General features: G+C 59.4%; 28 protein-coding genes, 5 tRNA genes and 1 pseudogene. 12 read left to right on the top strand and 22 right to left on the bottom strand.

The features are described 5' to 3' along the window. Positions 1 to 246: 246 nt before the first annotated feature. The 5 genes from fadR (at position 247) to AAHA41_RS14810 (ending at position 5,062) form a co-directional block, all read left to right on the top strand. Positions 247 to 960, top strand: a complete 714-nt coding sequence (gene fadR, locus AAHA41_RS14830) for a fatty acid metabolism transcriptional regulator FadR (RefSeq protein WP_033115828.1) — start codon at positions 247 to 249, stop codon at positions 958 to 960. A gap of 303 nt (positions 961 to 1,263) precedes the next feature. Further along, positions 1,264 to 1,404: a TIGR02808 family protein gene (locus AAHA41_RS14825; RefSeq protein WP_071909966.1), complete on the top strand. Its 141-nt coding sequence runs from the start codon at positions 1,264 to 1,266 to the stop codon at positions 1,402 to 1,404. A gap of 175 nt (positions 1,405 to 1,579) precedes the next feature. Continuing rightward, positions 1,580 to 2,137 (top strand): YaeQ family protein, encoded by a 558-nt coding sequence (locus tag AAHA41_RS14820; RefSeq protein ID WP_042030612.1) that lies wholly within the window; start codon positions 1,580 to 1,582, stop codon positions 2,135 to 2,137. Positions 2,138 to 2,149: 12 nt separating this feature from the next. Beyond that, on the top strand, positions 2,150 to 3,034 hold the full coding sequence (locus tag AAHA41_RS14815) for an AEC family transporter (RefSeq protein WP_201931271.1): 885 nt from the start codon (positions 2,150 to 2,152) through the stop codon (positions 3,032 to 3,034). 186 nt (positions 3,035 to 3,220) lie between these two features. Then, entirely contained in the window at positions 3,221 to 5,062 is a 1,842-nt protein-coding gene (locus tag AAHA41_RS14810; RefSeq protein WP_323069510.1) for a sigma 54-interacting transcriptional regulator, read from the top strand. Between the two features lie 133 nt (positions 5,063 to 5,195). Here the strand turns inward: AAHA41_RS14810 and AAHA41_RS14805 are convergent. The 7 genes from AAHA41_RS14805 to AAHA41_RS14775 form a co-directional block, all read right to left on the bottom strand. Next, positions 5,196 to 5,272 (bottom strand) — tRNA-Val (locus tag AAHA41_RS14805). A gap of 36 nt (positions 5,273 to 5,308) precedes the next feature. Continuing rightward, positions 5,309 to 5,385, bottom strand: a tRNA-Val gene (locus AAHA41_RS14800). A 37-nt stretch (positions 5,386 to 5,422) separates the two neighbouring features. Further along, positions 5,423 to 5,499, bottom strand: a tRNA-Val gene (locus AAHA41_RS14795). A 17-nt stretch (positions 5,500 to 5,516) separates the two neighbouring features. Next, a tRNA-Val gene (locus AAHA41_RS14790) sits at positions 5,517 to 5,593 on the bottom strand. Between the two features lie 12 nt (positions 5,594 to 5,605). Further along, positions 5,606 to 5,682 (bottom strand) — tRNA-Val (locus AAHA41_RS14785). A 138-nt stretch (positions 5,683 to 5,820) separates the two neighbouring features. Beyond that, complete coding sequence (locus AAHA41_RS14780; RefSeq protein WP_071909972.1) at positions 5,821 to 7,200, bottom strand: MATE family efflux transporter; 1,380 nt, start codon at positions 7,198 to 7,200, stop codon at positions 5,821 to 5,823. A 147-nt stretch (positions 7,201 to 7,347) separates the two neighbouring features. Then, complete coding sequence (locus tag AAHA41_RS14775) at positions 7,348 to 7,554, bottom strand: YaeP family protein (RefSeq protein WP_005352334.1); 207 nt, start codon at positions 7,552 to 7,554, stop codon at positions 7,348 to 7,350. Between the two features lie 130 nt (positions 7,555 to 7,684). Between AAHA41_RS14775 and AAHA41_RS14770 the strand changes: the two genes are divergently transcribed. From AAHA41_RS14770 to AAHA41_RS14760, 3 genes are all read left to right on the top strand, one after another. Further along, positions 7,685 to 8,587 (top strand): DMT family transporter, encoded by a 903-nt coding sequence (locus AAHA41_RS14770; RefSeq protein WP_323069507.1) that lies wholly within the window; start codon positions 7,685 to 7,687, stop codon positions 8,585 to 8,587. 102 nt (positions 8,588 to 8,689) lie between these two features. Next, the gene (locus AAHA41_RS14765; RefSeq protein WP_041207881.1) at positions 8,690 to 9,304 is read left to right on the top strand and encodes a riboflavin synthase; all 615 of its coding nucleotides are present in this window, start codon (positions 8,690 to 8,692) and stop codon (positions 9,302 to 9,304) included. A gap of 18 nt (positions 9,305 to 9,322) precedes the next feature. Beyond that, positions 9,323 to 9,706 (top strand): hypothetical protein, encoded by a 384-nt coding sequence (locus AAHA41_RS14760; protein WP_201909679.1) that lies wholly within the window; start codon positions 9,323 to 9,325, stop codon positions 9,704 to 9,706. A 61-nt stretch (positions 9,707 to 9,767) separates the two neighbouring features. Here the strand turns inward: AAHA41_RS14760 and AAHA41_RS14755 are convergent, their stop codons facing one another. The 5 genes and pseudogenes from AAHA41_RS14755 to AAHA41_RS14735 form a co-directional block, all read right to left on the bottom strand. Then, entirely contained in the window at positions 9,768 to 9,971 is a 204-nt protein-coding gene (locus tag AAHA41_RS14755) for a CPXCG motif-containing cysteine-rich protein (RefSeq protein ID WP_033112514.1), read from the bottom strand. A gap of 419 nt (positions 9,972 to 10,390) precedes the next feature. After that, a pseudogene (locus AAHA41_RS14750) lies at positions 10,391 to 10,510 on the bottom strand (hexitol phosphatase HxpB); the annotation flags it as partial. An 11-nt stretch (positions 10,511 to 10,521) separates the two neighbouring features. Next, positions 10,522 to 11,181 carry a hexitol phosphatase HxpB gene (hxpB, locus tag AAHA41_RS14745; protein WP_323069501.1) on the bottom strand — a complete coding sequence of 220 codons (660 nt, stop codon included), beginning with the start codon at positions 11,179 to 11,181 and terminating at the stop codon, positions 10,522 to 10,524. A 129-nt stretch (positions 11,182 to 11,310) separates the two neighbouring features. Beyond that, positions 11,311 to 12,489, bottom strand: coding sequence for a formate-dependent phosphoribosylglycinamide formyltransferase (gene purT, locus AAHA41_RS14740; RefSeq protein WP_323069499.1), 1,179 nt, complete (start codon positions 12,487 to 12,489; stop codon positions 11,311 to 11,313). A 97-nt stretch (positions 12,490 to 12,586) separates the two neighbouring features. After that, positions 12,587 to 13,477, bottom strand: a complete 891-nt coding sequence (locus AAHA41_RS14735; RefSeq protein WP_042030652.1) for a DMT family transporter — start codon at positions 13,475 to 13,477, stop codon at positions 12,587 to 12,589. A 213-nt stretch (positions 13,478 to 13,690) separates the two neighbouring features. Here AAHA41_RS14735 and AAHA41_RS14730 point away from each other — a divergent pair, with 213 nt between their 5' ends. After that, entirely contained in the window at positions 13,691 to 14,278 is a 588-nt protein-coding gene (locus AAHA41_RS14730; RefSeq protein WP_042030597.1) for an FMN-dependent NADH-azoreductase, read from the top strand. A 111-nt stretch (positions 14,279 to 14,389) separates the two neighbouring features. On the opposite strand, the gene AAHA41_RS14725 is transcribed toward AAHA41_RS14730, so the two are convergent. The 4 genes from AAHA41_RS14725 to AAHA41_RS14710 form a co-directional block, all read right to left on the bottom strand. After that, a complete protein-coding gene (locus AAHA41_RS14725) occupies positions 14,390 to 14,566 on the bottom strand; it encodes a hypothetical protein (RefSeq protein ID WP_323069496.1) in 177 nt (58 codons plus the stop codon). Positions 14,567 to 14,718: 152 nt separating this feature from the next. Continuing rightward, positions 14,719 to 14,907 (bottom strand): DUF4250 domain-containing protein, encoded by a 189-nt coding sequence (locus tag AAHA41_RS14720; protein WP_041207874.1) that lies wholly within the window; start codon positions 14,905 to 14,907, stop codon positions 14,719 to 14,721. 1 nt (position 14,908) lies between these two features. Next, complete coding sequence (locus AAHA41_RS14715; protein WP_033112507.1) at positions 14,909 to 15,373, bottom strand: MarR family transcriptional regulator; 465 nt, start codon at positions 15,371 to 15,373, stop codon at positions 14,909 to 14,911. Between the two features lie 170 nt (positions 15,374 to 15,543). Beyond that, positions 15,544 to 16,758: a UPF0149 family protein gene (locus AAHA41_RS14710; RefSeq protein WP_268017247.1), complete on the bottom strand. Its 1,215-nt coding sequence runs from the start codon at positions 16,756 to 16,758 to the stop codon at positions 15,544 to 15,546. 193 nt (positions 16,759 to 16,951) lie between these two features. Here AAHA41_RS14710 and AAHA41_RS14705 point away from each other — a divergent pair, with 193 nt between their 5' ends. Next, entirely contained in the window at positions 16,952 to 17,833 is an 882-nt protein-coding gene (locus AAHA41_RS14705) for a S1-like domain-containing RNA-binding protein (protein WP_071909991.1), read from the top strand. Next, on the top strand, positions 17,834 to 18,145 hold the full coding sequence (locus tag AAHA41_RS14700) for a DUF1289 domain-containing protein (protein WP_182927893.1): 312 nt from the start codon (positions 17,834 to 17,836) through the stop codon (positions 18,143 to 18,145). It begins immediately after the preceding gene. Positions 18,146 to 18,188: 43 nt separating this feature from the next. On the opposite strand, the gene AAHA41_RS14695 is transcribed toward AAHA41_RS14700, so the two are convergent. After that, positions 18,189 to 18,512, bottom strand: coding sequence for an HI1450 family dsDNA-mimic protein (locus AAHA41_RS14695; protein WP_041207870.1), 324 nt, complete (start codon positions 18,510 to 18,512; stop codon positions 18,189 to 18,191). A gap of 146 nt (positions 18,513 to 18,658) precedes the next feature. Between AAHA41_RS14695 and AAHA41_RS14690 the strand changes: the two genes are divergently transcribed. Continuing rightward, positions 18,659 to 18,787 carry a hypothetical protein gene (locus AAHA41_RS14690; protein WP_255933624.1) on the top strand — a complete coding sequence of 43 codons (129 nt, stop codon included), beginning with the start codon at positions 18,659 to 18,661 and terminating at the stop codon, positions 18,785 to 18,787. 3 nt (positions 18,788 to 18,790) lie between these two features. Here AAHA41_RS14690 and mtgA read toward each other — a convergent pair whose 3' ends face one another. The 5 genes from mtgA to minC form a co-directional block, all read right to left on the bottom strand. Beyond that, on the bottom strand, positions 18,791 to 19,588 hold the full coding sequence (gene mtgA, locus AAHA41_RS14685; RefSeq protein WP_185227187.1) for a monofunctional biosynthetic peptidoglycan transglycosylase: 798 nt from the start codon (positions 19,586 to 19,588) through the stop codon (positions 18,791 to 18,793). Further along, the gene (locus tag AAHA41_RS14680; RefSeq protein ID WP_033112501.1) at positions 19,573 to 19,899 is read right to left on the bottom strand and encodes an HI1450 family dsDNA-mimic protein; all 327 of its coding nucleotides are present in this window, start codon (positions 19,897 to 19,899) and stop codon (positions 19,573 to 19,575) included. Before AAHA41_RS14680 ends, mtgA begins: the two co-directional genes overlap by 16 nt. A gap of 191 nt (positions 19,900 to 20,090) precedes the next feature. Beyond that, positions 20,091 to 20,360: a cell division topological specificity factor MinE gene (gene minE / locus AAHA41_RS14675; protein WP_033112500.1), complete on the bottom strand. Its 270-nt coding sequence runs from the start codon at positions 20,358 to 20,360 to the stop codon at positions 20,091 to 20,093. A 2-nt stretch (positions 20,361 to 20,362) separates the two neighbouring features. Further along, positions 20,363 to 21,175, bottom strand: coding sequence for a septum site-determining protein MinD (gene minD / locus AAHA41_RS14670; protein ID WP_033112499.1), 813 nt, complete (start codon positions 21,173 to 21,175; stop codon positions 20,363 to 20,365). Positions 21,176 to 21,193: 18 nt separating this feature from the next. Continuing rightward, entirely contained in the window at positions 21,194 to 21,919 is a 726-nt protein-coding gene (gene minC, locus AAHA41_RS14665; protein WP_033112498.1) for a septum site-determining protein MinC, read from the bottom strand. Position 21,920: the final 1 nt, after the last annotated feature.

Raw genomic sequence — 21,920 nt, 5'->3', positions numbered from 1 at the left:
GAGTTAATGTCACGTGATTTTAATCAAAAAGCGGGCCGATTATAAATAAGAGCAGGCCGGAAGCAGTCTTGATGGTGGTTTAATAACCACACATTGAGCGGCTTCCCACTACAAGGGATGTGATTGAATACAAGTTATCAACAATATTTGTCCCGATGTGAGCAGAGGACTGACCTTCTGCTTGCCAGCCATCATCGCTTTGATATCATTCGTCAGCCTTTTTACGCATTACAACAGAGTCAATTCATGGTTATAAAAGCGCAGAGCCCAGCAGGGTTTGCCGAGGAATACATCATCGAGTCCATCTGGAACAATCGCTTTCCTCCCGGATCCATTCTGCCCGCCGAGCGTGAGTTGTCCGAGTTGATCGGGGTGACGCGGACGACCTTGCGTGAAGTGCTGCAGCGACTGGCCCGTGATGGCTGGCTGACCATCCAGCATGGCAAACCGACCAAGGTGAATAACTTCTGGGAAACCTCGGGTCTCAATATTCTGGAGACGCTGGCTCGTCTCGATCAGGACAAGGTGCCGGATCTGATTGCCCAGTTGCTCTCTGCCCGTACCCACATCTGCACCATCTTTATTCGCGGGGCGATCCGTCACAATCCGGAGCAGGCCGCCGAGATCCTGCGTGGTGCTGATGGGGTCGAGAACAACCCGCAGGCTTATGCCGAGTTCGATTATCGCCTGCATCACCAGCTGGCATTTGCTTCCGGCAATCCGATCTACGCGCTGATCCTGAACGGTTTTAAAGGGTTGTATAGCCGGGTCGGTAGCTACTATTTCTCCGACAAGCAGGCCCGCGAGACCGCAGATGCCTACTACAAGACGCTGCTTGGTCTGGCCGAGACCAAAAACCATGAAGCCGTCTTTATGACAGTGCGTCAGTACGGTATCGAGTCAGGCAAACTCTGGACCCGCTTGCGTCAGGATATGCCCAACGATCTGTGTGACAACTGATCGTCAGCCGGACATTCAAAAACGCGCCACCGGGCGCGTTTTTTTATGCCATTGAGTCACGCTGCCGGTCGTTTGACGTCACAAGGCGTGCTGAGACAGGGCTGGTCTGGCCCGATAATGGCCATCTAATCGCTTGATCTGGATGGATATTCAGCCAAAAAAGTTGATCCAGCTCAAATGCACCCTGCATTTATTACTTTGGTGGCATTGGACTCATACTCACATTGAGGTCAAATGGCCTCACGAGAGCGGAGCCTACATCCGCCAAAAGGAACACACCTTTCACTGGATGAAGGACACACAATGAGTCTTCTTGAACACACCATCTGGACTGTGCTGGGATACGGGGCCATGCCCTTTATCTTTCTGAGCGGATTCGTAGCCGTGGCAGTCACCTGCTGTGCGCTGCTCAATGCGTTCGGAGTCCAGTCCGCCGAGAAGTGAGTCGCTTCTTGACACCGCCAAATGCCAGTCTTCGGACTGGCATTTGTTTTTTCTGTCTTTTAAAGCACTTAAATCCAGGCCTGGGGGCAGAAAGGTTCGAACCTGCCACTGATTTTGATTACACTGACGGCCATATTTTCTACCCCCACTTGTCACAGGGTATTCAAGGTTTTCTATGGCTCTCAAGGCAACCGTATTCAAGGCCCAGATCAGCTTGTCTGATATGGATCGCAACCTCTATCAGGATTTCTCCCTCACGCTGGCGCGCCACCCCTCCGAAACCGACGAACGGATGATGATCCGGTTGGCGGCCTTTGCCTGGCATGCGGCCGAGCGGTTGGAGTTCACCAAGGGGCTCAGCGCCGATGACGAACCCGAGCTCTGGCGCAAGAACTACTCGGACGAGATCGAGCTCTGGATTGAGCTGGGCCAGCCCGACGAGAAGCGGCTGAAAAAGGCCTGCAACCGCGCCCGCGAAGTGGTGCTCTATCTCTATGGCGGTCGCGGCACCAGCGTCTGGTGGAAGCAGAATCAGGGCAAGCTTGGCCTGCACGACAACCTCAGCATCATCGAGCTCTCCGAGAGCCAGACCCTGCCGCTTACCGAGATGGTGGAGCGCACCATGCAGCTCACCTGCACCATCTCGGAAGGACAGCTCTGGATCAGTAACGGCAGCAAAGAGGTCACCCTCGATCCGCAGCTGTTGATGGGCAAGCCTGCCCGCGAACTGTAACGGGACCTCCCTGTGCTCGGCGCCCTGCTCAATATTGTCATCCCCGTGTTTGCGGTGGTCGGGCTTGGTGCTCTTTATGGCCGATTGCGGCCAGAGGCGGCGCTCGGTTATGTCAATCGGGCCAATATCGAGCTGTTTACCCCGGCGCTGGTCTTCTCCGCCCTGGTCAAATATCCGCTTGCGCTGGGGGAGCATCTGCCGCTCATCGCGGCCGGGGCGCTGGTGATCCTGTTACCCGGTCTGCTGCTCGCGTTACTCAGGCTCAAGGGGATTGAACGGGCGGCGCTCATTTTGCCCGCCATGTTTCGCAATACCGGCAACCTCGGCATTCCCCTGATGGTGCTGGCCTTTGGCGAGCAGCAGCTGGGGGCCATCGTTATCCTCTTTGTGCTCTCCAACCTGCTGCACTTCTCAGTCGGCATGTTTATCCTCTCGGCCAACACCTCCCGCTGGCTCTGGCTGCGCAGTCCGGTGCTGTGGGCCGCGCTGGCCGGATTGCTGGTGGCCAATCTGCATATCGCGCTGCCGGAGTATGTGGTGACCACCGCCTCGCTGGTCGGGCAGATCTCGGTGCCGCTGATGCTTTTTGCGCTGGGAATTAGATTGACGGAAGGGGAGCTGGATCATTTGGGGCTGGCGCTGAAATGCAACCTGCTCTATCTGCTGGCGGGCGGCTTGTCGTTGCTGCTCGCGATATGGTTGTTGCCTCTCAAGGGGGAGTGGATCCCGCTCCTGATGTTGTCGGTCTCTCTGCCACCTGCGGTGCTTAATTACATGCTTTGCGAGCAGTACCACTGTCAGCCGGAGAAGGTGGCGAGTATCGTGCTCGGCGGCAATGCTCTCTCGGTGGTGGTGATCCCGCTGTCAGTCTGGCTGGCGCTTCACCTGCCGACCTGATCTTGCTCACATCTTCTATATTTTTGTTTTTGTTGGTTTTTATCTTCATCTTTGTGCTCATTCTCCCCGTCATTCATTTTCCCTTTTCGTGATCCCCCCCGAAGTTGTGCTGACGGATATCCCTTAGTATCTGGCCAGCATGGCTCCCTTTAGAGGGAGAACAACAAGAACAAAAAGGAATGATGGATGAGATCCGTGAGCAACCAGTGTCTGTTGATGCAGATCCAGCCCACCATCTTGCGTTTTGCCAAGATGCTGGCGAGTGTGCTGCAACTTGAGGTCGAGATCGTCGATGCCGATATGGTGCGGGTGGCGGGCACTGGCCCCTATGGCAAGTTTTTCGGCCGCCAGTTGGAGGGTGACTCCCGCCTGCTGCGCTATGTCATCGACAATCAGCGGGAAAAGATCGTTACCCACACCAGCGATGATCCGGTCTGCGAGGGGTGCAGCTGCAAGGAGAGCTGTCGCGAGCGCGCCTTCCTCGGGGTGCCCATCATGGTGGACGAGGGGTGCATCGGGGTGATCAGCTTGGTCGCCTTCAGCGCCGAGCAGCAGGCCCGTCTCAACAACAATCTGCAGGATGTGTGTGACTATGTGCGCCACATTTCCACCATTTTCGTAGCCAAGCTGCTCGACTCGCGCGGCCTGTCGGACGGGGTCAACAAGGTGTTCCTCGATCTGATGACCCATATGGATCAGGGCTGCCTGCTGCTCGACGAGAAAAATCAGGTGCGCTTTGCCAACGAAGCGGCGCTGCATCATCTGGGCTGCCAGCCGGAGCAGCTGCAGGGGCGTGAGGTGGGGATCCGCCCGCTCACCTTTGCCCGGCAGGAGATCAGCGGCCATATCCAGCACATTTTCACCCTGGGCGATCGCCAGGAGCTGATCATCGGTCAGCTGCACCATGTGCAGGGGCAGCAGCTCTTCCTGATGGCCTTTCACCAGTCCCACTCCGGGCAGGTACGCGAGCCTGACCCCGATGTGCGCATCGACCTGCTGATCGGCGAGAGCAAGCCGATGCGCAACCTCAAGCGGCTGTTGCAGCGCATTGCCCAGAGCCCGTCGAGCGTGCTCATTTGTGGCGAGAGCGGCACCGGCAAGGAGGTGGTGGCCCGCGCGGTTCATCGCCTGAGCCCGCGCCATGACAAACCCTTTATCGCCATCAACTGTGCCGCCATCCCCGAGCAGCTGCTGGAGAGCGAGCTGTTTGGCTATGTGAAGGGCTCCTTCACCGGCGCCTCCAGCGGTGGCAAGCAGGGGCTTATTCAGGCAGCCCATCAGGGCACCCTGTTCCTCGACGAGATCGGCGATATGCCGCTCACCATGCAGGCCAAGTTGCTGCGGGTGCTGGAGCTGCGGGAAGTGACCCCCATCGGCGCCAGCCGGCCGGTGCCGGTAGATATTCGCATCATCGCTGCGACCCATCAGCATCTAGACCAGTACATCGCCGAAGGGAAGTTTCGCGAGGATCTCTTCTATCGCATCAACGTCATCCCTCTCAACCTGCCGCCGCTGCGCGAGCGGGAAGGGGATGTGGAGCTGCTGACCCACTACTTCCTCAACCAGCACACCAGCCGGATCGGCACTGTCTACCCCGGCCTGACACCGGAGGTGATGGCGCTGCTCAAGGGATATCGCTGGCCGGGCAACGTGCGCGAACTGAGCAACCTCATCGAATATCTGGTCAACGTCAGCCAGGCGGGTGAGGTGATCGACAGCAGCCTGCTGCCGCCCAACATCATCCGCAATCAGGATCCCCATCCGGTGGTCACCCAGATCATCCCCATCGTGCCCCTGAGCGCCATCCCGGGCGAACCGGTGGCAGCGCAAGGCCCAATGGCGGTGATGCCGGAGAAGTTGCAGGATCCTGCTCCGGGAGAGAGCGGTCTTGAGAGCATGGAGAAACAGATGATCGAGGAGACTCTGCAGCGGCTTGGCAACAAGAAGCTGGCGGCGCAGGCATTGGGGATCGGGATTGCCACCCTCTATCGCAAGATAAAGAAGTACGATATTGCCGTGCAGGCCTGATGGTTTGGCGGTATCGATTCAGCCCGTGTCATGCAAATGGTGATGCGGGCTTTTTGTTGGCGCAGCAAAAAAAGTGCGAGAAGGCAGGGGAGAGAATGCAAAAAGCCCGCTCGATGAGCGGGCTTTTCAAATCTGGTGCGTCCTAGTGGATTCGAACCACCGACCCCCACCATGTCAAGGTGATGCTCTAACCAGCTGAGCTAAGGACGCAGGGTGCGCAATGCGACTTGCTGTTCTGCAGGATAGTGGTGGGTTTAATTGGATTCGAACCAACGACCCCTACCATGTCAAGGTAGTGCTCTAACCAACTGAGCTATAAACCCACATCAAACTTACATCTGCAATACATTCAAACTGTTATGGTGCGTCCTAGTGGATTCGAACCACCGACCCCCACCATGTCAAGGTGATGCTCTAACCAGCTGAGCTAAGGACGCATAACAGCAATCTGTGATGGTGCGTCCTAGTGGATTCGAACCACCGACCCCCACCATGTCAAGGTGGTGCTCTAACCAGCTGAGCTAAGGACGCATCACAGAAAAGTGGTGGGTTTAATTGGATTCGAACCAACGACCCCTACCATGTCAAGGTAGTGCTCTAACCAACTGAGCTATAAACCCACTTCACTACGCCAGCATTGCTGGCGTGGTCGGCATACTACCCATGCCCCCCAAGGCTGTCAACAGGCCATACGCACAAAGGAGACTGTTTGCCCAGTTCTTGCGCAGCCTGTTGATTTTGCAGGCGAGTTGCCACTTTTACTGGGCCCGCGACAGGGTGGTGCATGCCTCCGGCGTCGCGAAGCGGCCATAGATATGGCGCAGGCGAGCCCCCAGCATCAGCGCGGCACTGGTGAGTCCGACGATAAAGCCAATCCAGAAGCCTTGCGGCCCCATCCGCGGTACCACCCAGTCGGTGAGACCCAGGATCATGCCGGTCGGCAGTCCCAGCCCCCAGTAGGCGACGATGGTGACGTAGAAGATCGCCTGGGTATCTTTGTAACCGCGCAGTGCAGCCGCCGCGACCACCTGCACCGAGTCGGAGATCTGGTATACAGCGGCAAAGAAGAGCAGCAGGGCGGCCAGCGCAATCACCTGCTGATCATCGGTATAGATGGAGGCAATCTGCTCGCGCAGCAGTACCGTCAGCGCTGCGGTGAGGGCGGCAATGCCCATTCCCAGCAGCAGGCCGGTGCGGGCTGCCACTCGGGCATGATGAGGTTGTCCTTCGCCGATGCTGTGGCCGACCCGGATGGTCACGCCTACCCCGATGGAGAGGGGCAGCATAAAGACCAGACTGGAGAAGTTCAGCGCAATCTGGTGGCTCGCCACCGTCTCGGCACCGAAGGGGGCCAGCATCAGGGCCACCACGGTAAACAGGGTCACCTCGCAGAAGATCGCCATGGCGATGGGGAACCCCAAGCGAAACAGGCGCCAGATCCGGCTGCCGTTGGGGCGTGCGAGTCGGGAGAAGAGGTTGATCTCCTTGAAATGAGAGGAGAGCTTCACGTAGAGGATCATCGCCAGCAGCATGGCCCACAGCACGATGGCGGTAGCGACGCCACAGCCGACCCCGCCGAGTTTTGGCATGCCGAAGTGACCGTGGATGAAGATGTAGTTGGCGGGAATATTGACCGCCAGCCCGACAAAGCCGATCACCATGGTGGGCATGGTGTGGGAGAGCCCCTCGCTGAAGTTGCGCAGCACCTGGAACATCACGAAGGCGGGCAGACCCCACAGGATGGCGTGCAGGTAGCCGGTGGTTTTGGCCGCCATCACCGGCTCCACATCCATGAACTGCAGCGCCAGCGGGCTGTAATAGAGCGCAATCATCGCCAGCGGGGTGACGATCAGTGCCAGCCAGAAGCCCTGATGGACGGCCGGTCGGATTTGATCCCGCTTGCGGGCGCCGTTGAGCTGGGAAACGATGGGGGTGAGCGCCATGATGATCCCCTGCACCAGCAGGATCACCGGTAGCCAGAAGCTGGAGGCCACCGACACGGCGGCCAGATCGACCGCACTCACCTGTCCCGCCATCACGGTATCGACGAAGTTCATGGCGACCTGGGCGACCTGGGCGACCAGTATGGGGCTGGCTAGACGGACGAGCTGCTTCGCCTCGGACCAATAACGTTGCACTGACACCTCCGAGTGGATCAGATAGATAGAGAAAGAGCGGAAATCGGGAAGAGCCTTTGCACACCCGGGCGGGCATGCAAAGGGTGGGGGAGGCATTTTAGCCTGAAATTCATCCAGGACGAAATAGTTGCCGCCCCGGCTGCGGGATCAGGCGTCTTCGTGATCGCTGATCAGCAGGTTGGCTGCCGCATAGGCGGCCTGTTCACGCAGTTCGGCGGGCACCCGCTCATCGGCGGCGACCGCGTTGAGGGCGCGGATAGTGGCGGCGATGGCCTTCGGCACGTAGCCCTGCTCGCCGGAGCCAATCTGGTTATAGGCGATACGGATCGCTTCACAGCACTCATAAACCATCATGATTTGCTTCCTTGAAAGTAAAAAGGCGAGCAAATATAGCGGTTTTGCTCCCATTTTGTCAGTCTCGCGGTTGTAATTTGCGGCAAGCCCGTTAGTTTGGTTACCCCCTTTTCCTGTTTCGGCCTCTTTGATGCTGCTCTCTTCGCGCAACTCACTGGCGATCTTCCTGACGCTGTTTGCACTTCTCGCCCTGACGCTCAAGGATGGCGCGGACAAATATCTGGTACTCCATGGCTACTCCGTAATGGAGATGGTCTGGTTTCGCTTTTTTGTTCCTTTCCTCGGTCTGCTGCTGTTGTTGCCAAGGCGCACCGTGTCGGCGCTGCTGGCGGTGGATCGCTGGCTATTGCTGCGCTCGCTGCTGTTTCTGGTCTGTGCGCTGGTCTCGGTGATTGCGCTGGCCCATGTGCCGCTCAATGTCTACACCATCATCTGCCAGCTTGGTTCGCTGGCCTTTGTGGTGGCCGGTGTCATCTTTTTCAGGGAGCGTCTGACCCGGGCCAAGGTGGCGGCCGTGTTGCTGGGGCTGTTTGGCGTGCTGGTGGTGACTCATCCCGACGGGAGCGACGCGAACCTCTACTACCTGCTGCCACTGGTCATCGTGCTGGCCAACACCGGCTACAACCTCATCACCAAGCTGGTGGATCCACGTCTGACCACCCTCGATATCCTGATCGTCACCTGCTTCATGCTGGGGATGGTGGCAATGGTGACGCTCTGCTGGCAGCCTGCACTGTGGCGCTTTCCGGCACTTGCCGACTGGCCCTATCTGCTGGCGCTGCCGGTGGTGACCCTGCTCTCCCAATATTGCCTTATCAAGGCGATGCAGTATGCGCAGGCCTCTACTCTGGCGCCTTTCTTCTATTTCCAGATCTTTTTTTCAACCCTCTGCGGCTATTTGATGTTTGGTGAAATGCCGACCCTCAGTAGTATGGCGGGGTGTCTGCTCATCGTGCTGGCTGGCATAGTGGTCATCCATTCCCAGCGCCGGGCGAGTGTGCTGGCGCGGTCTGAGGCGGCGGAGCAGGTGTGACAGTGTGTATGAAACGAATTGTGTAAAAAACGGATTGTGTAAAAGAAGCGGCCACAGGCCGCGATAAAAACAGAGCGTGTTAGCAGAAACAAAGAGGTGATGATGTTTACCGGAATTGTGCAAGGTGTGGCCGAGCTGGTCGCCATCGAAGAGAGTGCTTCATTTCGTACCCACGTGATCCGCATGCCCAGCCGGGAGTGGGGCGAGGGATTGGCTCTTGGTGCCTCGGTGGCTCACAACGGCTGCTGTCTCACCGTGACCCGGATTGCAGGGGATCTGGTCAGCTTCGATCTGATGCAGGAGACCCTGCGCCTGACCAACCTCGGCAAGCTGCAGGTGGGGGACAAGGTCAACGTGGAGCGTGCCGCCCGCTTTGGTGACGAGATCGGCGGTCACGCCATGTCCGGCCACATTATCGGGATGGCGGAAGTGACCTCGGTGATCGACACCCCCAACAACCGTCAGGTGTGGTATCGCCTCGCCCCCGAGTTGATGAAATATGTGCTGACCAAGGGGTATATCGGCATAGACGGTATCAGCCTGACCATCGGCGAGGTGCGCGAGCGGGAGTTTTGCGTTCACCTGATCCCCGAGACGCTGGCCCGCACCAACCTCGGCTGGGTGCGCGCCGGCTGGCCGACCAATATCGAGATCGATCCCCAGACCCAGGCCATCGTCGATACGGTGGAGCGGGTACTGGCCAGCCGAATGGCCTGATGTCAGGAAAAAGCGCAGATGAAACCGGGTCTGAACTATACCTTTCACCACTTTGGCATCCCCAGCGCCGTGCCCTTGCCCCATGGCATCCACAGCGAAAAGGTGGGGATGTATACCGAGGATAACCCGGGGCGGTTTCGGGTTCAGTGGCACTACTTTACCGATGATTCGCCGCTGCACGATCTGCTGAGAACCGTGCCTCACGTCGCATTCAAGGTGGATGATCTGGCGGCCGCCATTGAGGGGGAAGAGGTAATCCTGGGGCCCTACGAGCCGATCGACGATTATCGGGTGGCGGTGATCAATGATGCCGGGGTGCCTATCGAGCTGATCCAGACCGCTCTCGATGACGAGACGCTCTGGGCCAGAGCGAAATCGCGGCAGGGCAGCATCTACCGCTGACCACGAAACGAAAAGGGGCGCCACTCTCGCGAGTCACGCCCCTTTTGCTATCCGGCCGCTTTTAAAACATCTGCTCGTCGTCAGCATCCACGAAGAGTTGCAGACGGTCGCGCTCCTCATCCCGATGCAGTCGCAGGTGGATCGGATTGCAGCAGGCCATGCAATCTTCATAGAACTCCTGATCCCCCTGACTGGCATCCAGCTCGACTCGGGTATGGTGACCGCAGTGGGGGCAGACGATGCGCTTGCTGGTGTACTCGATCATGATAACCTCCTCGGGCCCGCGGGCCGCCTGTCTCCCTTGATTCTAGCTGCGCAGGCGCGGGCTAACCGCGAGCAAGCGCACGTTTATGAAGGTGGTATGACAGGGATCAAACCCGGATCGGAAAAGGGGATCAGCAGGCGCTGCCGGGGCAAAAATGGCCCGAATGTTGGTTTGTAATCGGTGATTTGTAGCTGTTATTGCCAACTGCTGGTTGGTAATAAAGGGGGCTGAACGGCGGTTTTTACTGGCCAAACAGGCCATTTGGCCATCCGGGAGGGGGGCTGCACATCCGGCCGGTTTACCCCTTTTCGCCGCAGGGTGGATATCCATCCTTTGGCACCTATTCACGTATAAAAACGGTGCCGCAGGCAGGTATGCCTGTGGCACCGTGAAGGATGCGAACAGCTGGTGCGGGCGAATTATTTGGCCCAGCTGGCCAGCATTTCACTATTGAGCTCGGCCAGCGAGCTTAGCTGGTAGTTGGCGATGGCCAAGCGTGGGTCACCCACCAATGCCGGGTACATGGGAACGATCAGCGCCAGCTTGTCCTTTACTTGACCCAGCTGGCCAGCATTTCACTATTGAGTTCGGCCAGCGAGCTCAGCTGGTAGTTGGCGATGGCCAGACGCGGGTCTCCCACTAAAGCCGGATCCGGCACGATCAGCGCCTTCATCGAGGCTGCCTTGGCCGCCAGCAGACCAGTGAAGCTGTCTTCAATGGCCAGACAGTGTACCGGTTCCACCCCCAGCTTCTCGGCGGCGTGGATGTAGACATCCGGGTGCGGTTTGCCGAAGCGCTCCACCTCGGCGGAGTGAACCGCCATAAAGCGATCGCGGATGCCGAGCTTGCCGAGCACCGCTTCCACCATGGCAAAGGGGGAGGAGGTCGCCAGACCCACTCTCAGGCCGCGCGCTTCGATAAGGTCGAGCGCCTCCAGCACGCCGGCCTTGGCCTGACCTTCGGAGAGGATCAGGGCGTTGACCCGATCCAGAATGCGCTGCACCACCTCGTCCTGGCTCGGGCCGCTCCACGGGCGCAGGCGATACCAGTGGGCGACCAGCTGATCGATGCGCACGCCGATGGTCGACTCACAATCCTCGACGGTGTGGGGGTGGCCCAGTTCGGAGAACACGGCGAGCTGGGCCCGTTGCCAAAAGGGTTCCGAGTCGATCAGAACACCATCCATATCGAAGATCACGGCAGCTAACATCTTGTACTCCTGACAAATTTGAAGAGGGGATTATAAGCCTGACGAGCAAATGCAAAAGGGGCATTGCCATGCCCCTTGCGCCCGATCACATCGGCAAACGTTTGTTTCGGTGCGGTGAAAAAACAGCGTTTAGAAAATGACCTCGACGCTGGCGGCAACGGCTTTGGCCTGCTCGACCGCCTCGCGGCAATCTTCACCCCGGGCCAGTGCCACACCGAGACGGCGGCGACCGGCGATCTCCGGTTTGCCAAACAGTCGCAGCTGGGCACCCGGCACCTTGGCAAGCGCCTCGCCAATCCCCTGATAGCGGATATCCTGACTGTGCCCTTCGCGCAGCACCACGGCAGAGGCGCTCGGCCCACACTGGGTGATGGTGCCGACCGGCAGCCCCAGAATGGCGCGCACGTGCAGCGCGAACTCGGAGAGATCCTGCGAGATCAGGGTCACCATGCCGGTGTCGTGGGGGCGCGGCGAAACTTCGCTGAACCACACCTCGTCGCCCTTGATGAAGAGCTCGACCCCGAACAGGCCGTAACCACCGAGGGCCTCAACCACCTTGGCCGCTACCTCTTTGGAACGGGCCAGCGCCAGTTCGCTCATCACCTGTGGCTGCCAGGATTCGCGGTAGTCGCCATCTTCCTGCCGGTGGCCGATAGGCTCGCAGAAGTGAATGCCATCGACGGCGCGTACCGTGAGCAGGGTGATCTCGTACTCGAAAGGAACGAAGCCCTCGACGATCACCTTGCCACGACCGGCGCGGCCACCCTCCTGGGCGTAGGTCCAGCTCTCATCGAGCCTGGCGAGATCGCGCAGCACGCTCTGTCCCTTGCCGGACGAGCTCATCACCGGCTTCACCACGCAGGGCATGCCGATGGCCTCGACGGCGGCGACAAACTCCTCCTTGCTTTGGGCAAAGCGGTAGGGGGAGGTGGGCAGGCCCAGGGTCTCGGCGGCGAGACGGCGGATCCCTTCCCGATTCATGGTGAGCTGGGTGGCGCGGGCATTGGGTACTACCTTGACTCCCTCCTTCTCAAGGGCTGCCAGCGTATCGGTGGCGATGGCCTCGATCTCGGGGATGATGAGGTCGGGTTTGATCTCGGCGACCAGCTCGCGCAGGGCGGCGCCATCGAGCATATCCAGCACCCGGGCGGCATGGGCCACCTGCATGGCGGGGGCGTTGGCATAGCGGTCGGCGGCGATCACTTCGATGCCGAAGCGCTGCAACTCGATGGCCACTTCCTTGCCGAGTTCGCCGGAGCCCAGCAGCAGGGCGCGGGTGGCGCCGGGGCGGGTTGCGGTTCCAAACATACGATCTCTCCTGATGTCGTTGGTCATTGTTGATGATCGCTATCGCACACGTGATTGCGGGAATAGCGGGCAAAAAAAGAGGCACGCATGGCGTACCTCAGGAAACGGATGGTCGGGCGCGCTGCTCCAGATGGGTCAGCAACGTGATGGCGCCAATGATGATGGCGGCGCCAAGCCACAGTCGGCCGGGCGGCGCCCAGCCAAACACCAGCCAGCCTGCCAGTACGTTCATCGGCAGCTTGGCAAAATCAAAGGGCTGGATGAAGGAGGCCTCCGCCACGCTGTAGGCGCGGGCGATGGACATCTGGGCCAGAGCCGACAACACGCCGGATGCGGCTACCAGCAACCACTGGCTTTCCGTTGGCCATTGCCACTCCGGCAGCGCCAGCATGGCGTTGAACGGGGTACTGAAAATAAGCAGGTAGACGACGATGGTGTGGGACGATTCGCTCGCCGCCTGATAGCGCACCAGCAAGGAGTAGCCTGCCCAGAACAGCGCCGCTGCCACCGGCAGCAGAGAGGCCCAGCTGAAATCATCATTCCAGGGGGCGAGGATCAGCATGGCGCCGACAAAGCCGGAGAGAGTAGCCACGATGCGGGCGCGGCTCACCTGCTCTTTGAGAAAGAGAGCGGAGCCCAGAGTGGCAAACAGCGGTGACGTCATCAGCAGGGCGATACCCTGCCAGATGGGAACGGGTTCGGCCAGCGCCCAGAGCCAGAACTGGATGCCGATCACTGCCAGAGCGACCCGCAACAGATGCAGGCGCAGCTGGTTGGTCATCAGGGATTGGCGCAAACCGTGGCGGATCAGCCAGGGCAGCAGGCAGATCAGGGCGATCAGGTACTGGTGAAAGGCAACCTGGGTCGAGGGGAGGCCAAGCTTGAAACTGACATACTGGCTCAGGCTGTTGACGGCGGCGAAACAGAGGCCTGCCACCATCATCCAGACTGCACCGGCGAAAGGGGAGTGGCTGCGCGAGTGGGCCATGGGATCCGGGTCACTGAAAAAAGTGCGGCGGATCATAGCGGCAATCGTTTGTTCTGCCAAGGGTTGATGCGCCCGTTGCCGCGCAATCAACCAATATCAAAATTTTTGAACAAGTTGAGCATCTATTTTCGCTATCAGCAAAGAAGCGCAATGTTTAGAGTGACCTCTATCGACAGCGCAGCTGTTCAACCGACAACCAAATGGAGTTTCACCATGGCCAATATCCTCGTTCTCAAATCCAGCATCCTGGGTCAATATTCCCAATCCAACGCCCTGATCGACGGCTTCCTGGCTGACCATCAGGATGATGCCGTCACCGTGCGTGATCTGGCGGCCCTCAACCTGCCGGTGCTGGATGGCGAGCTGGCCTCCGGCCTGCGCGGTGGTGACAACCTCAATGAACGTCAACTGGCGGTGATCGCCCAGTCCGACGAGCTGATCGCAGAGCTCAAGGCGAGCGATCTGGTGGTGATTGCCGCCCCCATGTACAACTTCAACATCCCGACCCAGCTGAAAAACTGGATCGATCTGGTTGCTCGTGCCGGCGTCACCTTCCGTTACACCGAAACCGGCCCGGTCGGCCTGGTTGAGAACACCCGTGCGTTGGTTATCAGCCCCCGCGGCGGCATGCACGTTGGCAGTGCCACCGATCTGGTGACCCCCTACATGCGCACCGTGCTGGGCTTCATCGGTATCAAGGAGGTGGATTTCATCTACGCCGAGGGGATGGGCATGGGCCCGGATGCCCAGAGCAAGGGGATTGAAGCCGCCAAGGCGCAGCTCGAGACGCTGGCTATCTAAACCGTTTGCCAGCAAGGACGATCCGCTCCGCCATAAACAACAACGCAGCCATCAGGCTGCGTTTGTTTTTTCACGCTTGTTGCGTGCGGGAACCGCTGGCAGGTGCAGAGACTACTCCAGCATAAAGCGGCGGCAACCCCGTATCAGCATCAACACCACAGCCGCGAGGGAGCCAACCATCAGCGCAGTGAGCCACTGTTCGACGCTTTGCGGGATCTGCGGGGTGAAGAGGCTGATCATCAGCAGCATGCAGAGCATGATCAGGAAATGTTCGCGGTTCAACGTCATGGGATCATCCTTGGGTTTGCTCACTGGCAGCAAGAGTAGTGCCCTCGTATGACAGTGTGATGTATCCGTTCATCGCACTGCCGAGGCTTGAGTGACCATATCAGGTTTTGGCCCCGGTGCCACTGTGGCTGCTGACGTTGTGATCCCGATCCCTATCTGAACTGTTTTTGCTCTGGCTGGTAGTGAAAATCACCGCTGGCCAGCCGTGCTTCCAGTGCCGCCTGATCGAGATCCTGCGCCTTGCAGAGGTCTTCCAGATCATCGTAACGATCACGCAGCTGCATATTGATCAGGCTCAGCAGCATGTTGACGTCCATGGTGGCAAATTTCTTCAGATCCATCCTATTTCTCCTTGTCGAGGGAGTGCAGCTGTTCGATGGCCGCGCTGACGCTGTGCAGATGCTGGCGGATTGCCTCGCGGGATTCACTGGGCAGGTAGTCGGTCAGGGTATGCTGCCAGCTGCCCGCTTCGCTCTTGAGCTGCTGGAACAGGGCGAGGCCGCTATCGGTCAGGGAGACCAGGCTGATGCGCTTATCCTGCTCGCTGTTTTCGGTGAAGATGATGCCTTTTTCGGCCAGACGGCGGATCTCGCGGGAGATGCGCACCTTGTCCATGCCGCTCGCCTCGACCAGCTCTTTCTGGCTGATGGGGTAGTTGGGGCCGAGCACCATCATCAGACGCCACTGGGGGACGGTCAGCTGGTAACGCTGTTCGTAAAACTGCTCGAAGGTATCCCGTAGCATTTCGGCGGCATGTACCAACTGATAGGGCGGGTAGTGAGCGAGTAACGCTATGATTTTTGACATATTACACCCTGCTGTGACGGCTGCATCAGATGCAGTTTCTTTTGATACTTTGACATTGATGATACGAAACTCAAGCGAGTTTGTCTGACCCGGTTGCGATGAAATGTGCGGTGACGCACGCCATCAGACAAAAACCGGGTCAGTTCGCCGGGATTTTAATCCGGAAGTGGTCAGCCCTTGCGCAGCCAGAGCAGGGCGCTCTGCTTGAGCCAGGCCTCGCGGGTGTGCATGGTGTAGAGGGCTGCCTCATCGCGGCTGCCCGCCTGCCAGCTCATCGGCTCCTGCTTTGGCAGCTTGCGCTGACCGAGCAGACAGGCCGGAACGTGCGGGTTGGCATTGATGGCGGCCAGCAGATGGGGTCGGGCGGCATCCGCCCCTTCGCAGGCAAAGATCATCAGTGCGCGGTTGTAGAGCAACCAGCTGGAGGCCTCGTCGAAACGTACCAGCAGCTCGGCCAGCGCCTGCCAGTCGCCCTGCAGGGCATAGAGGGAGGAGAGGTTGTAGCGGCAACCCAGCTCGTCGGGAATACAGATGGCCAGCAGTGCCAGATACTCCTCCCTGGCTTCGTCCAGCTTGCCAAGGCGCAGCAGGCAGTCGGCACGACCGGCGCGGGCTGCCAGCAAGGGGCGGACTTCCGGCGCGCTCCAGCCGTGGCCACCCAGCTGCTGCCAGAAACTGGCATCAAACAGCGGGTTGGCATCGGCGATGATCTTCTCGAACCAGCCGAGGCGGGCCTGGTGGTCCCGGCAGTTATCCGCCAGCTCGAACCAGCGTTGCCACTGCTGGGCCTGCTCGCTGTCGAGGGCTACATCGGCGCTCGGCGCGGCCTGATACTGATCGAGCTGGAGCAGCTGGTTGAGGGCTGTCTTCATGTTCTGGCGCTGGCGTTTGCAGAACTCGACAAAGGGGAGTTCGCTGGCGGCGGCGCTATAGAGCATCTGCGCCATCTGTTTGTCGCGAAACAGGCTCAGCTCGGCGGCCAGACTGAAACGATACTGGGTAGTCGGGTCATTCAAATCCTTTGGCTTGGGCCAGGTGGCAAAGCCCTGACTGAAGCCGTAGCACCACTGCCCGAGCGGGTGGCTCTGTTCAAAGACCTGCTGCGGGTTGTCGGTGGGGAGGCGGCACTGGCTCGGCAGGGCCAGCTGGGCTTCATCTGCCTGCGCTTCCAGCTCGGCGATCAGATGGGTGAGGGCCTCGCCACTCTTTTCATCCAGCTCGGCGTCATGGGGCAACAGACCGGCCAGCGGGGCCTGCCAGTCAGGGGCATCCGGCCCGACCAGACGGGCACACAAAAAGCCGTGCAGAGCGGGATAAGTCATCGCCTGCTGGCTGTGGGTCTGGATCCATTGATTGAGATGACGGGTACGAGTGGATGGGTTCATCGACAGTTCCTCTGGATTTGAGCAGCCGCGAAGTCTACCTAAATGTGGGGGTATTTGCAGCAAAGGGACGGTTGAATGGCGATTATATCGCCATCGGCCGGTCAGAGTGAGGCGAGGGGACTAGGCCGGATCACCCCTCTTGGGGTAACATGCGCGGCCATAGGGGCCGTGATCCAGCCGGCCCGTCCGGGTAATGAAAAAAGAGAGCACCATGATACAGATTGGCAAGATGAACACCCTCACCGTCGTTGAACTCGAAGATCGCGGCGCCTGGCTGGCAGCCGACGAATACGGCGAGCTGCTGCTGCCCAAGCGCCAGCTTCCCGAGGGGATCAAGGAGGGGGAGAGCGTACAGGTATTCCTCTATCTGGATGCCGACTGCGAGCCGGTCATCACCACCGACAAGCCTTTTGCCATGGTGGACGAGTTTGCCGGTCTGAAGGTGGTCAACGCCAACAAGATCGGTGCCTTCCTCGACTGGGGCATGAAAAAGGATCTGTTCGTGCCAAGCCGCGAGCAGAACAAGCCGATGCAGGTGGGTCACGTCTATCTGGTGCGTCTGATGCTGGACAACGAGGGGCGCATGGTGGGTACCAGCCGCCTCGAGCGCTTCCTGAGCACCGCCAAGCCCCCCTTCAAGGCGGGAGACGAGGTGACCGCTCTGCCCGGTGAACACTCTCCCCTCGGCATCAAGGTGATCGTCAACGGCCAGTACCCCGGTATGCTGTTTCGCAACGAAGTGTTCGGCCGGGTGATGACGGGCCGTCCGCAGACCGCCTGGGTCAAGCAGGTGCGCGACGATGGCAAGCTGGATCTGACCCTGCAAAAGCCGGGTATGGCCAAGGTGGACGATGCCGGCGAGCGCATTCTGGCCCGGATGAAAAAGCAGGGTGGCAGTCTGGCAGTGGGTGACAAGAGCGAACCCGAGCTCATCTACAAGCTTTTTGCCATGAGCAAAGGCACTTTCAAGAAGGCGATCGGCGGCCTTTACAAGCAGGGCAAGATCGTCATTGAAGACAATGCCATCACCCTGACCGAGGCGGGGTCTGCTGCCCAGAGCGGGGAGCAGGAGTAAGTGCCGAGTCCCTGCATCGGGCTGTGCAAGGCAAAGGATGGCCTCTGCCTTGGCTGCGGTCGCACCCTGACCGAGATCGGTCACTGGTCGGCGATGGAGAGCGATGCCCAGCTGGCAGTGATGGCCGAGCTGGATGGCACCAGGAGCACCCACTGTTGTCCGGGCTGTGGTGAACCGGCCTATTGCGCCGTCTCTGCCGGGATGACCATCGAGCAGTGCTGGTGCAGTCAGTTGCCGACTTTGCCGATGACGGCGGCCAGTGCCTGCTGGTGCCGTCGCTGTCTGGCCAAGGCCATCGCAGCGCAGCCCTGAGCATGGGAAGCCAGAAAAAAGAAAGGCGCCGATGGCGCCTTTTTTATGCCTGTTGCTGGCGGTGCCAGCGCACATAAACCTGATTTTCCGTGATCAGGCGGGGCAGGAGGAAGGTGGCGAAGATCACCTCGAACTCCTCCTGATGATCCAGCAGACCCACCCACACTTCGACCCAGCGCTCCATATCAACCGGCTCACCCAGCTCTGCCGACCAGTCGGCATTGGGCAGGGTCGCCTCCACGGCGCCACGCTGTTCAAACTCCAGGGTGATATCGACGATTTGTTCGGGGGCAAGCATGTCGGCGGCCTGCTCAAGAAACTGATCATAGGCCCATTCGACCAGCTGATCCGGGGTACGCTGTTCCATGAAATCACTCCAGATACATCGAGGCCGCTACTGTAACAATTATTGGCCGTGGCGGCCAGACCAGTACGCCGCGGGGTACGACCTGTCCAATCGGTCATATCGGGGGTATGGTTAAGTGGCGGGTGAATAGGCGTGGGGGCGACGCGATGCGGTTACGGACAAGACGACAGCAGATCAAGCGACGACGGGAGAGCTGGTGGTGGCACTCTCTGCCCCTCAATCAGGAGCCGGCAGAGGCGGGGCAGGAGCCACCGGTAAAATCCGGTGGCGCCTGATGATCAATTGGCCTGATAGACCCGGTTGAGGGTCACCTGACCCAGTTGCCCCATCTGACGGCGGATCCAGACCGCCCGCTTTTGCACATAGGGCGAAGGGGGCTTGACCCGATAGCGCCAGGGATTGGGCAGGGCGGCGGCCAGCAGGGAGGCCTCGTAGCGAGTCAGCCGGCTGGCCGGTTTGCCGAAGTAGTAGTTGGCTGCGGCTTCAGCGCCATAGATACCCGGGCCAAACTCCACAATGTTCAGATACATCTCGAGGATGCGGGATTTGTCCCAGCCCAGCTCCATCAGCAGGGTAAACCAGGCTTCCAGCCCTTTGCGCAGGAAGCTGCGATCACTCCACATAAAGAGATTCTTGGCGGTCTGCTGGCTCAGCGTGCTGGCACCCCGTACCCGTTCACTGTGCTGGTTGTGCTTGAGCGCTGCATTGATGGCATCCATGTCAAAGCCGTTGTGGTCGGCAAAGCGCTGATCTTCGGCGGCAATCACCGCCAGTTGCAGCTCTTTGGAGATGGACTCCAGATCCACCCACTCGTGGCGCACTTGTGCCACTTTGGCAGGCGGAAAGAGGGCTCGCTCGATGCGCCAGCTCCACATGGGGGGATCGATAAAGCGCAGCAGCAAGACGGAGACGACCGAGCAGACAAGCCCGGCCAGCAAGGCCTTGCCAACCCACTTCAACACACGGCGCCCCAATGAGGGGGCCGGGGTTTCAGGCGCCATCTGCCGGGCGTCAGAGTCAGACTCCCAGACATACTGGCTCGGATCATCGGGATCCGGAATTATTGGGGCAGCCATTCGATGTGGCAGAACTTCTCGTCAACACGGCGGGAGAGCAGCATGCGGGCAAACAGGTGCTCGTACTCTTCTTGCTCGTTGCCAAGGCCAACCCAGATCTCGGCGTACTCGGCATCGCTCACGGCAAAACCCACATCCGCTTCCCAGTCGTCGGCCGGATCGGTTTCTGCCAGCAGGCCGCGATCGTTGAACTCCTGATTGAAGCGGATGATCTCCTGCTCCGGCAGGTTGTCGGAGGCCAGCTCCATAAAGAGTTCAAGGGCGGTGTCGAGCAGCTCTTCGACGCTGTGCATTTCGTCATTCAAGGACATAAGTTCTGTTCCAGAAAAAAGAGAAGAAACCTCGCTGGCCGATGCAAGCGAAGGCGGCGCTATTCTAGCTGTCGCCAGACCCCTTGGCGAGCCGGTTGCAGGCACTTCGCCAGGTTGAGGCAATAAAAAACCGGATCCAGCCAGGGGATCCGGTCTTCATTGAGGGAAGGGGTCACGCATATGGCGTCAGCTCATCCCTTCTTGTTGTCATCGGCGAAGGTGATGTTGAGCTCGAGAACGGAGAGCTCGTCACTCTTCTGATCCATCTGGACGGTGATCTTGTCCGGATCGATGTTGACGTATTTACGGATCACGTCGAGGATATCCTGCTTGAGCTGGGGCAGGTAATCCGGCCCCCCCCTGGATGAACGCTCGTGAGCAACGATGATCTGCAACCGCTCCTTGGCCAGTTGTGCGGTGTTCTGTTTCTTGTTGGAACGAAAATAATCCAATAATGACATGTTTAACTCCCGAACAGTCGGCTAAAGAAGCCCTTCTTTTCTTCTTCCAGAAAACGAAATTCCTTGGTATCACCGAGCAGACGGGAAACCGCATCATCATAGGCCTGACCGGCATCGGACTCCTTGTCCAGAATGACCGGCTCGCCCGAGTTGGAGGCACGCAGCACAGCCTGTGACTCCGGGATCACCCCGAGCAGCGGGATGGCCAGGATTTCCTGCACGTCCTGCACGCTCAGCATGTCGCCGCGATTGACGCGGGTCGGGCAGTAGCGAGTCAGCAACAGGTGCTCCTTGATAGGGTCTTCACCGCGCTCGGCACGACGGGATTTGGAGGAGAGGATGCCGAGGATCCGGTCGGAGTCACGCACGGAAGAGACTTCCGGGTTGGTGGTGACGATCGCCTCGTCGGCAAAGTAGAGGGCCATCAGGGCGCCCGCTTCGATCCCCGCCGGAGAGTCGCAGACGATGTAGTCAAACTTCATCTCGGCCAGTTGCTCCAGCACCTTCTCGACACCCTCTTTGGTCAGGGCATCTTTGTCACGGGTCTGGGATGCCGGCAGGATATAGAGGTTCTCGCTGCGCTTGTCCTTGATGAGGGCCTGATTGAGGTTGGCCTCACCGTTGATGACGTTGACGAAGTCATACACCACGCGGCGCTCGCAGCCCATGATGAGGTCCAGGTTTCGCAGACCGATGTCAAAATCGATGACCACAGTTTTGTGGCCACGCTGGGCTAAACCGGTACTCAGGGCCGCGCTGGTTGTGGTCTTGCCAACGCCACCTTTACCCGATGTAACGACTATGATTCGCGCCATTCTCGCTTCCTTGTAACTCTATTTGATACGGTCTATACGGAGTTGTTCATTATCCAGCCGGATATGGACCGGTTGCTGGATGAGGCCTGCCGGCAATGCATCGCTAAGCTGGAATGTGCCAGCGATGGAGAGCAGCTCGGCCTGTAATTGCTGGCAATAGATCCGGGCCCGGGTATTGCCGCGGGCTCCGGCTATGGCTCTGCCACGCAGGGTGCCATATATATGAATGCTGTCATCGGCGAGCACTTCGGCCCCCGGACTGACTGAGCCCAGCACCACAAGCGAGGTGCCGGCAGCATAAATCTGCTGGCCGGAGCGCACCGGGCCCACATGCACCCGGGTCGGGATGAGGGGGGCCGGCTCCGGCTCAGGGGGCGTAACGGGGGCGGCAGGTGCCACCACCGGCTCTGGCTCAGGTTGGGGATCGCTCTTGCGACTCTTGCCCGAGGCCATTACGGCAAGGCCCACCGCCTTGGCCGCCGTCTTCATCTCTTCACTTCGCGCGCCCGTGATGCCGACCAGCACAAACTCTTCCGACTCCACCAGCTCCTTGAGCTGTTCGAAGTCGGGGATCTGTTCCAGTCGGGAAACATTGATCACCAGCGGTGCGCAATTAAAGAAGTAGGGCGCCTGAGCCACTTTTTCCGCCAACAACTGACGGATCCGCTCTGGCTCGCCATCGCTGATATGCAACACAGAAATAGTGAAGGTGGTCCCTTTCAATTCGTTATCGCGCTCAACCATG

Origin of the sequence: Aeromonas sp. SER, assembly GCF_038739615.1 — a bacterium.
Lineage (GTDB): Bacteria > Pseudomonadota > Gammaproteobacteria > Enterobacterales > Aeromonadaceae > Aeromonas > Aeromonas jandaei.
Note: the sequence above shows the minus strand (reverse complement) of the source record. Positions and strands in the feature narration are given on the sequence as shown.

What these genes read in the sequence shown, in the direction of transcription:
- fadR (WP_033115828.1), top strand. Translation starts at nt 247, where the DNA reads ATGGTTATAAAAGCGCAGAGCCCAGCAGGGTTTGCCGAGGAATACATC.
- AAHA41_RS14825 (WP_071909966.1), top strand. Translation starts at nt 1,264, where the DNA reads ATGAGTCTTCTTGAACACACCATCTGGACTGTGCTGGGATACGGGGCC.
- AAHA41_RS14820 (WP_042030612.1), top strand. Translation starts at nt 1,580, where the DNA reads ATGGCTCTCAAGGCAACCGTATTCAAGGCCCAGATCAGCTTGTCTGAT.
- AAHA41_RS14810 (WP_323069510.1), top strand. Translation starts at nt 3,221, where the DNA reads ATGAGATCCGTGAGCAACCAGTGTCTGTTGATGCAGATCCAGCCCACC.
- AAHA41_RS14775 (WP_005352334.1), bottom strand. Translation starts at nt 7,554, where the DNA reads ATGATGGTTTATGAGTGCTGTGAAGCGATCCGTATCGCCTATAACCAG.
- AAHA41_RS14770 (WP_323069507.1), top strand. Translation starts at nt 7,685, where the DNA reads ATGCTGCTCTCTTCGCGCAACTCACTGGCGATCTTCCTGACGCTGTTT.
- AAHA41_RS14765 (WP_041207881.1), top strand. Translation starts at nt 8,690, where the DNA reads ATGTTTACCGGAATTGTGCAAGGTGTGGCCGAGCTGGTCGCCATCGAA.
- AAHA41_RS14760 (WP_201909679.1), top strand. Translation starts at nt 9,323, where the DNA reads ATGAAACCGGGTCTGAACTATACCTTTCACCACTTTGGCATCCCCAGC.
- AAHA41_RS14755 (WP_033112514.1), bottom strand. Translation starts at nt 9,971, where the DNA reads ATGATCGAGTACACCAGCAAGCGCATCGTCTGCCCCCACTGCGGTCAC.
- hxpB (WP_323069501.1), bottom strand. Translation starts at nt 11,181, where the DNA reads ATGTTAGCTGCCGTGATCTTCGATATGGATGGTGTTCTGATCGACTCG.
- purT (WP_323069499.1), bottom strand. Translation starts at nt 12,489, where the DNA reads ATGTTTGGAACCGCAACCCGCCCCGGCGCCACCCGCGCCCTGCTGCTG.
- AAHA41_RS14735 (WP_042030652.1), bottom strand. Translation starts at nt 13,477, where the DNA reads ATGGCCCACTCGCGCAGCCACTCCCCTTTCGCCGGTGCAGTCTGGATG.
- AAHA41_RS14730 (WP_042030597.1), top strand. Translation starts at nt 13,691, where the DNA reads ATGGCCAATATCCTCGTTCTCAAATCCAGCATCCTGGGTCAATATTCC.
- AAHA41_RS14725 (WP_323069496.1), bottom strand. Translation starts at nt 14,566, where the DNA reads ATGACGTTGAACCGCGAACATTTCCTGATCATGCTCTGCATGCTGCTG.
- AAHA41_RS14720 (WP_041207874.1), bottom strand. Translation starts at nt 14,907, where the DNA reads ATGGATCTGAAGAAATTTGCCACCATGGACGTCAACATGCTGCTGAGC.
- AAHA41_RS14715 (WP_033112507.1), bottom strand. Translation starts at nt 15,373, where the DNA reads ATGTCAAAAATCATAGCGTTACTCGCTCACTACCCGCCCTATCAGTTG.
- AAHA41_RS14710 (WP_268017247.1), bottom strand. Translation starts at nt 16,758, where the DNA reads ATGAACCCATCCACTCGTACCCGTCATCTCAATCAATGGATCCAGACC.
- AAHA41_RS14705 (WP_071909991.1), top strand. Translation starts at nt 16,952, where the DNA reads ATGAAAAAAGAGAGCACCATGATACAGATTGGCAAGATGAACACCCTC.
- AAHA41_RS14695 (WP_041207870.1), bottom strand. Translation starts at nt 18,512, where the DNA reads ATGGAACAGCGTACCCCGGATCAGCTGGTCGAATGGGCCTATGATCAG.
- AAHA41_RS14690 (WP_255933624.1), top strand. Translation starts at nt 18,659, where the DNA reads ATGCGGTTACGGACAAGACGACAGCAGATCAAGCGACGACGGGAGAGC.
- mtgA (WP_185227187.1), bottom strand. Translation starts at nt 19,588, where the DNA reads ATGGCTGCCCCAATAATTCCGGATCCCGATGATCCGAGCCAGTATGTC.
- AAHA41_RS14680 (WP_033112501.1), bottom strand. Translation starts at nt 19,899, where the DNA reads ATGTCCTTGAATGACGAAATGCACAGCGTCGAAGAGCTGCTCGACACC.
- minE (WP_033112500.1), bottom strand. Translation starts at nt 20,360, where the DNA reads ATGTCATTATTGGATTATTTTCGTTCCAACAAGAAACAGAACACCGCA.
- minD (WP_033112499.1), bottom strand. Translation starts at nt 21,175, where the DNA reads ATGGCGCGAATCATAGTCGTTACATCGGGTAAAGGTGGCGTTGGCAAG.
- minC (WP_033112498.1), bottom strand. Translation starts at nt 21,919, where the DNA reads ATGGTTGAGCGCGATAACGAATTGAAAGGGACCACCTTCACTATTTCT.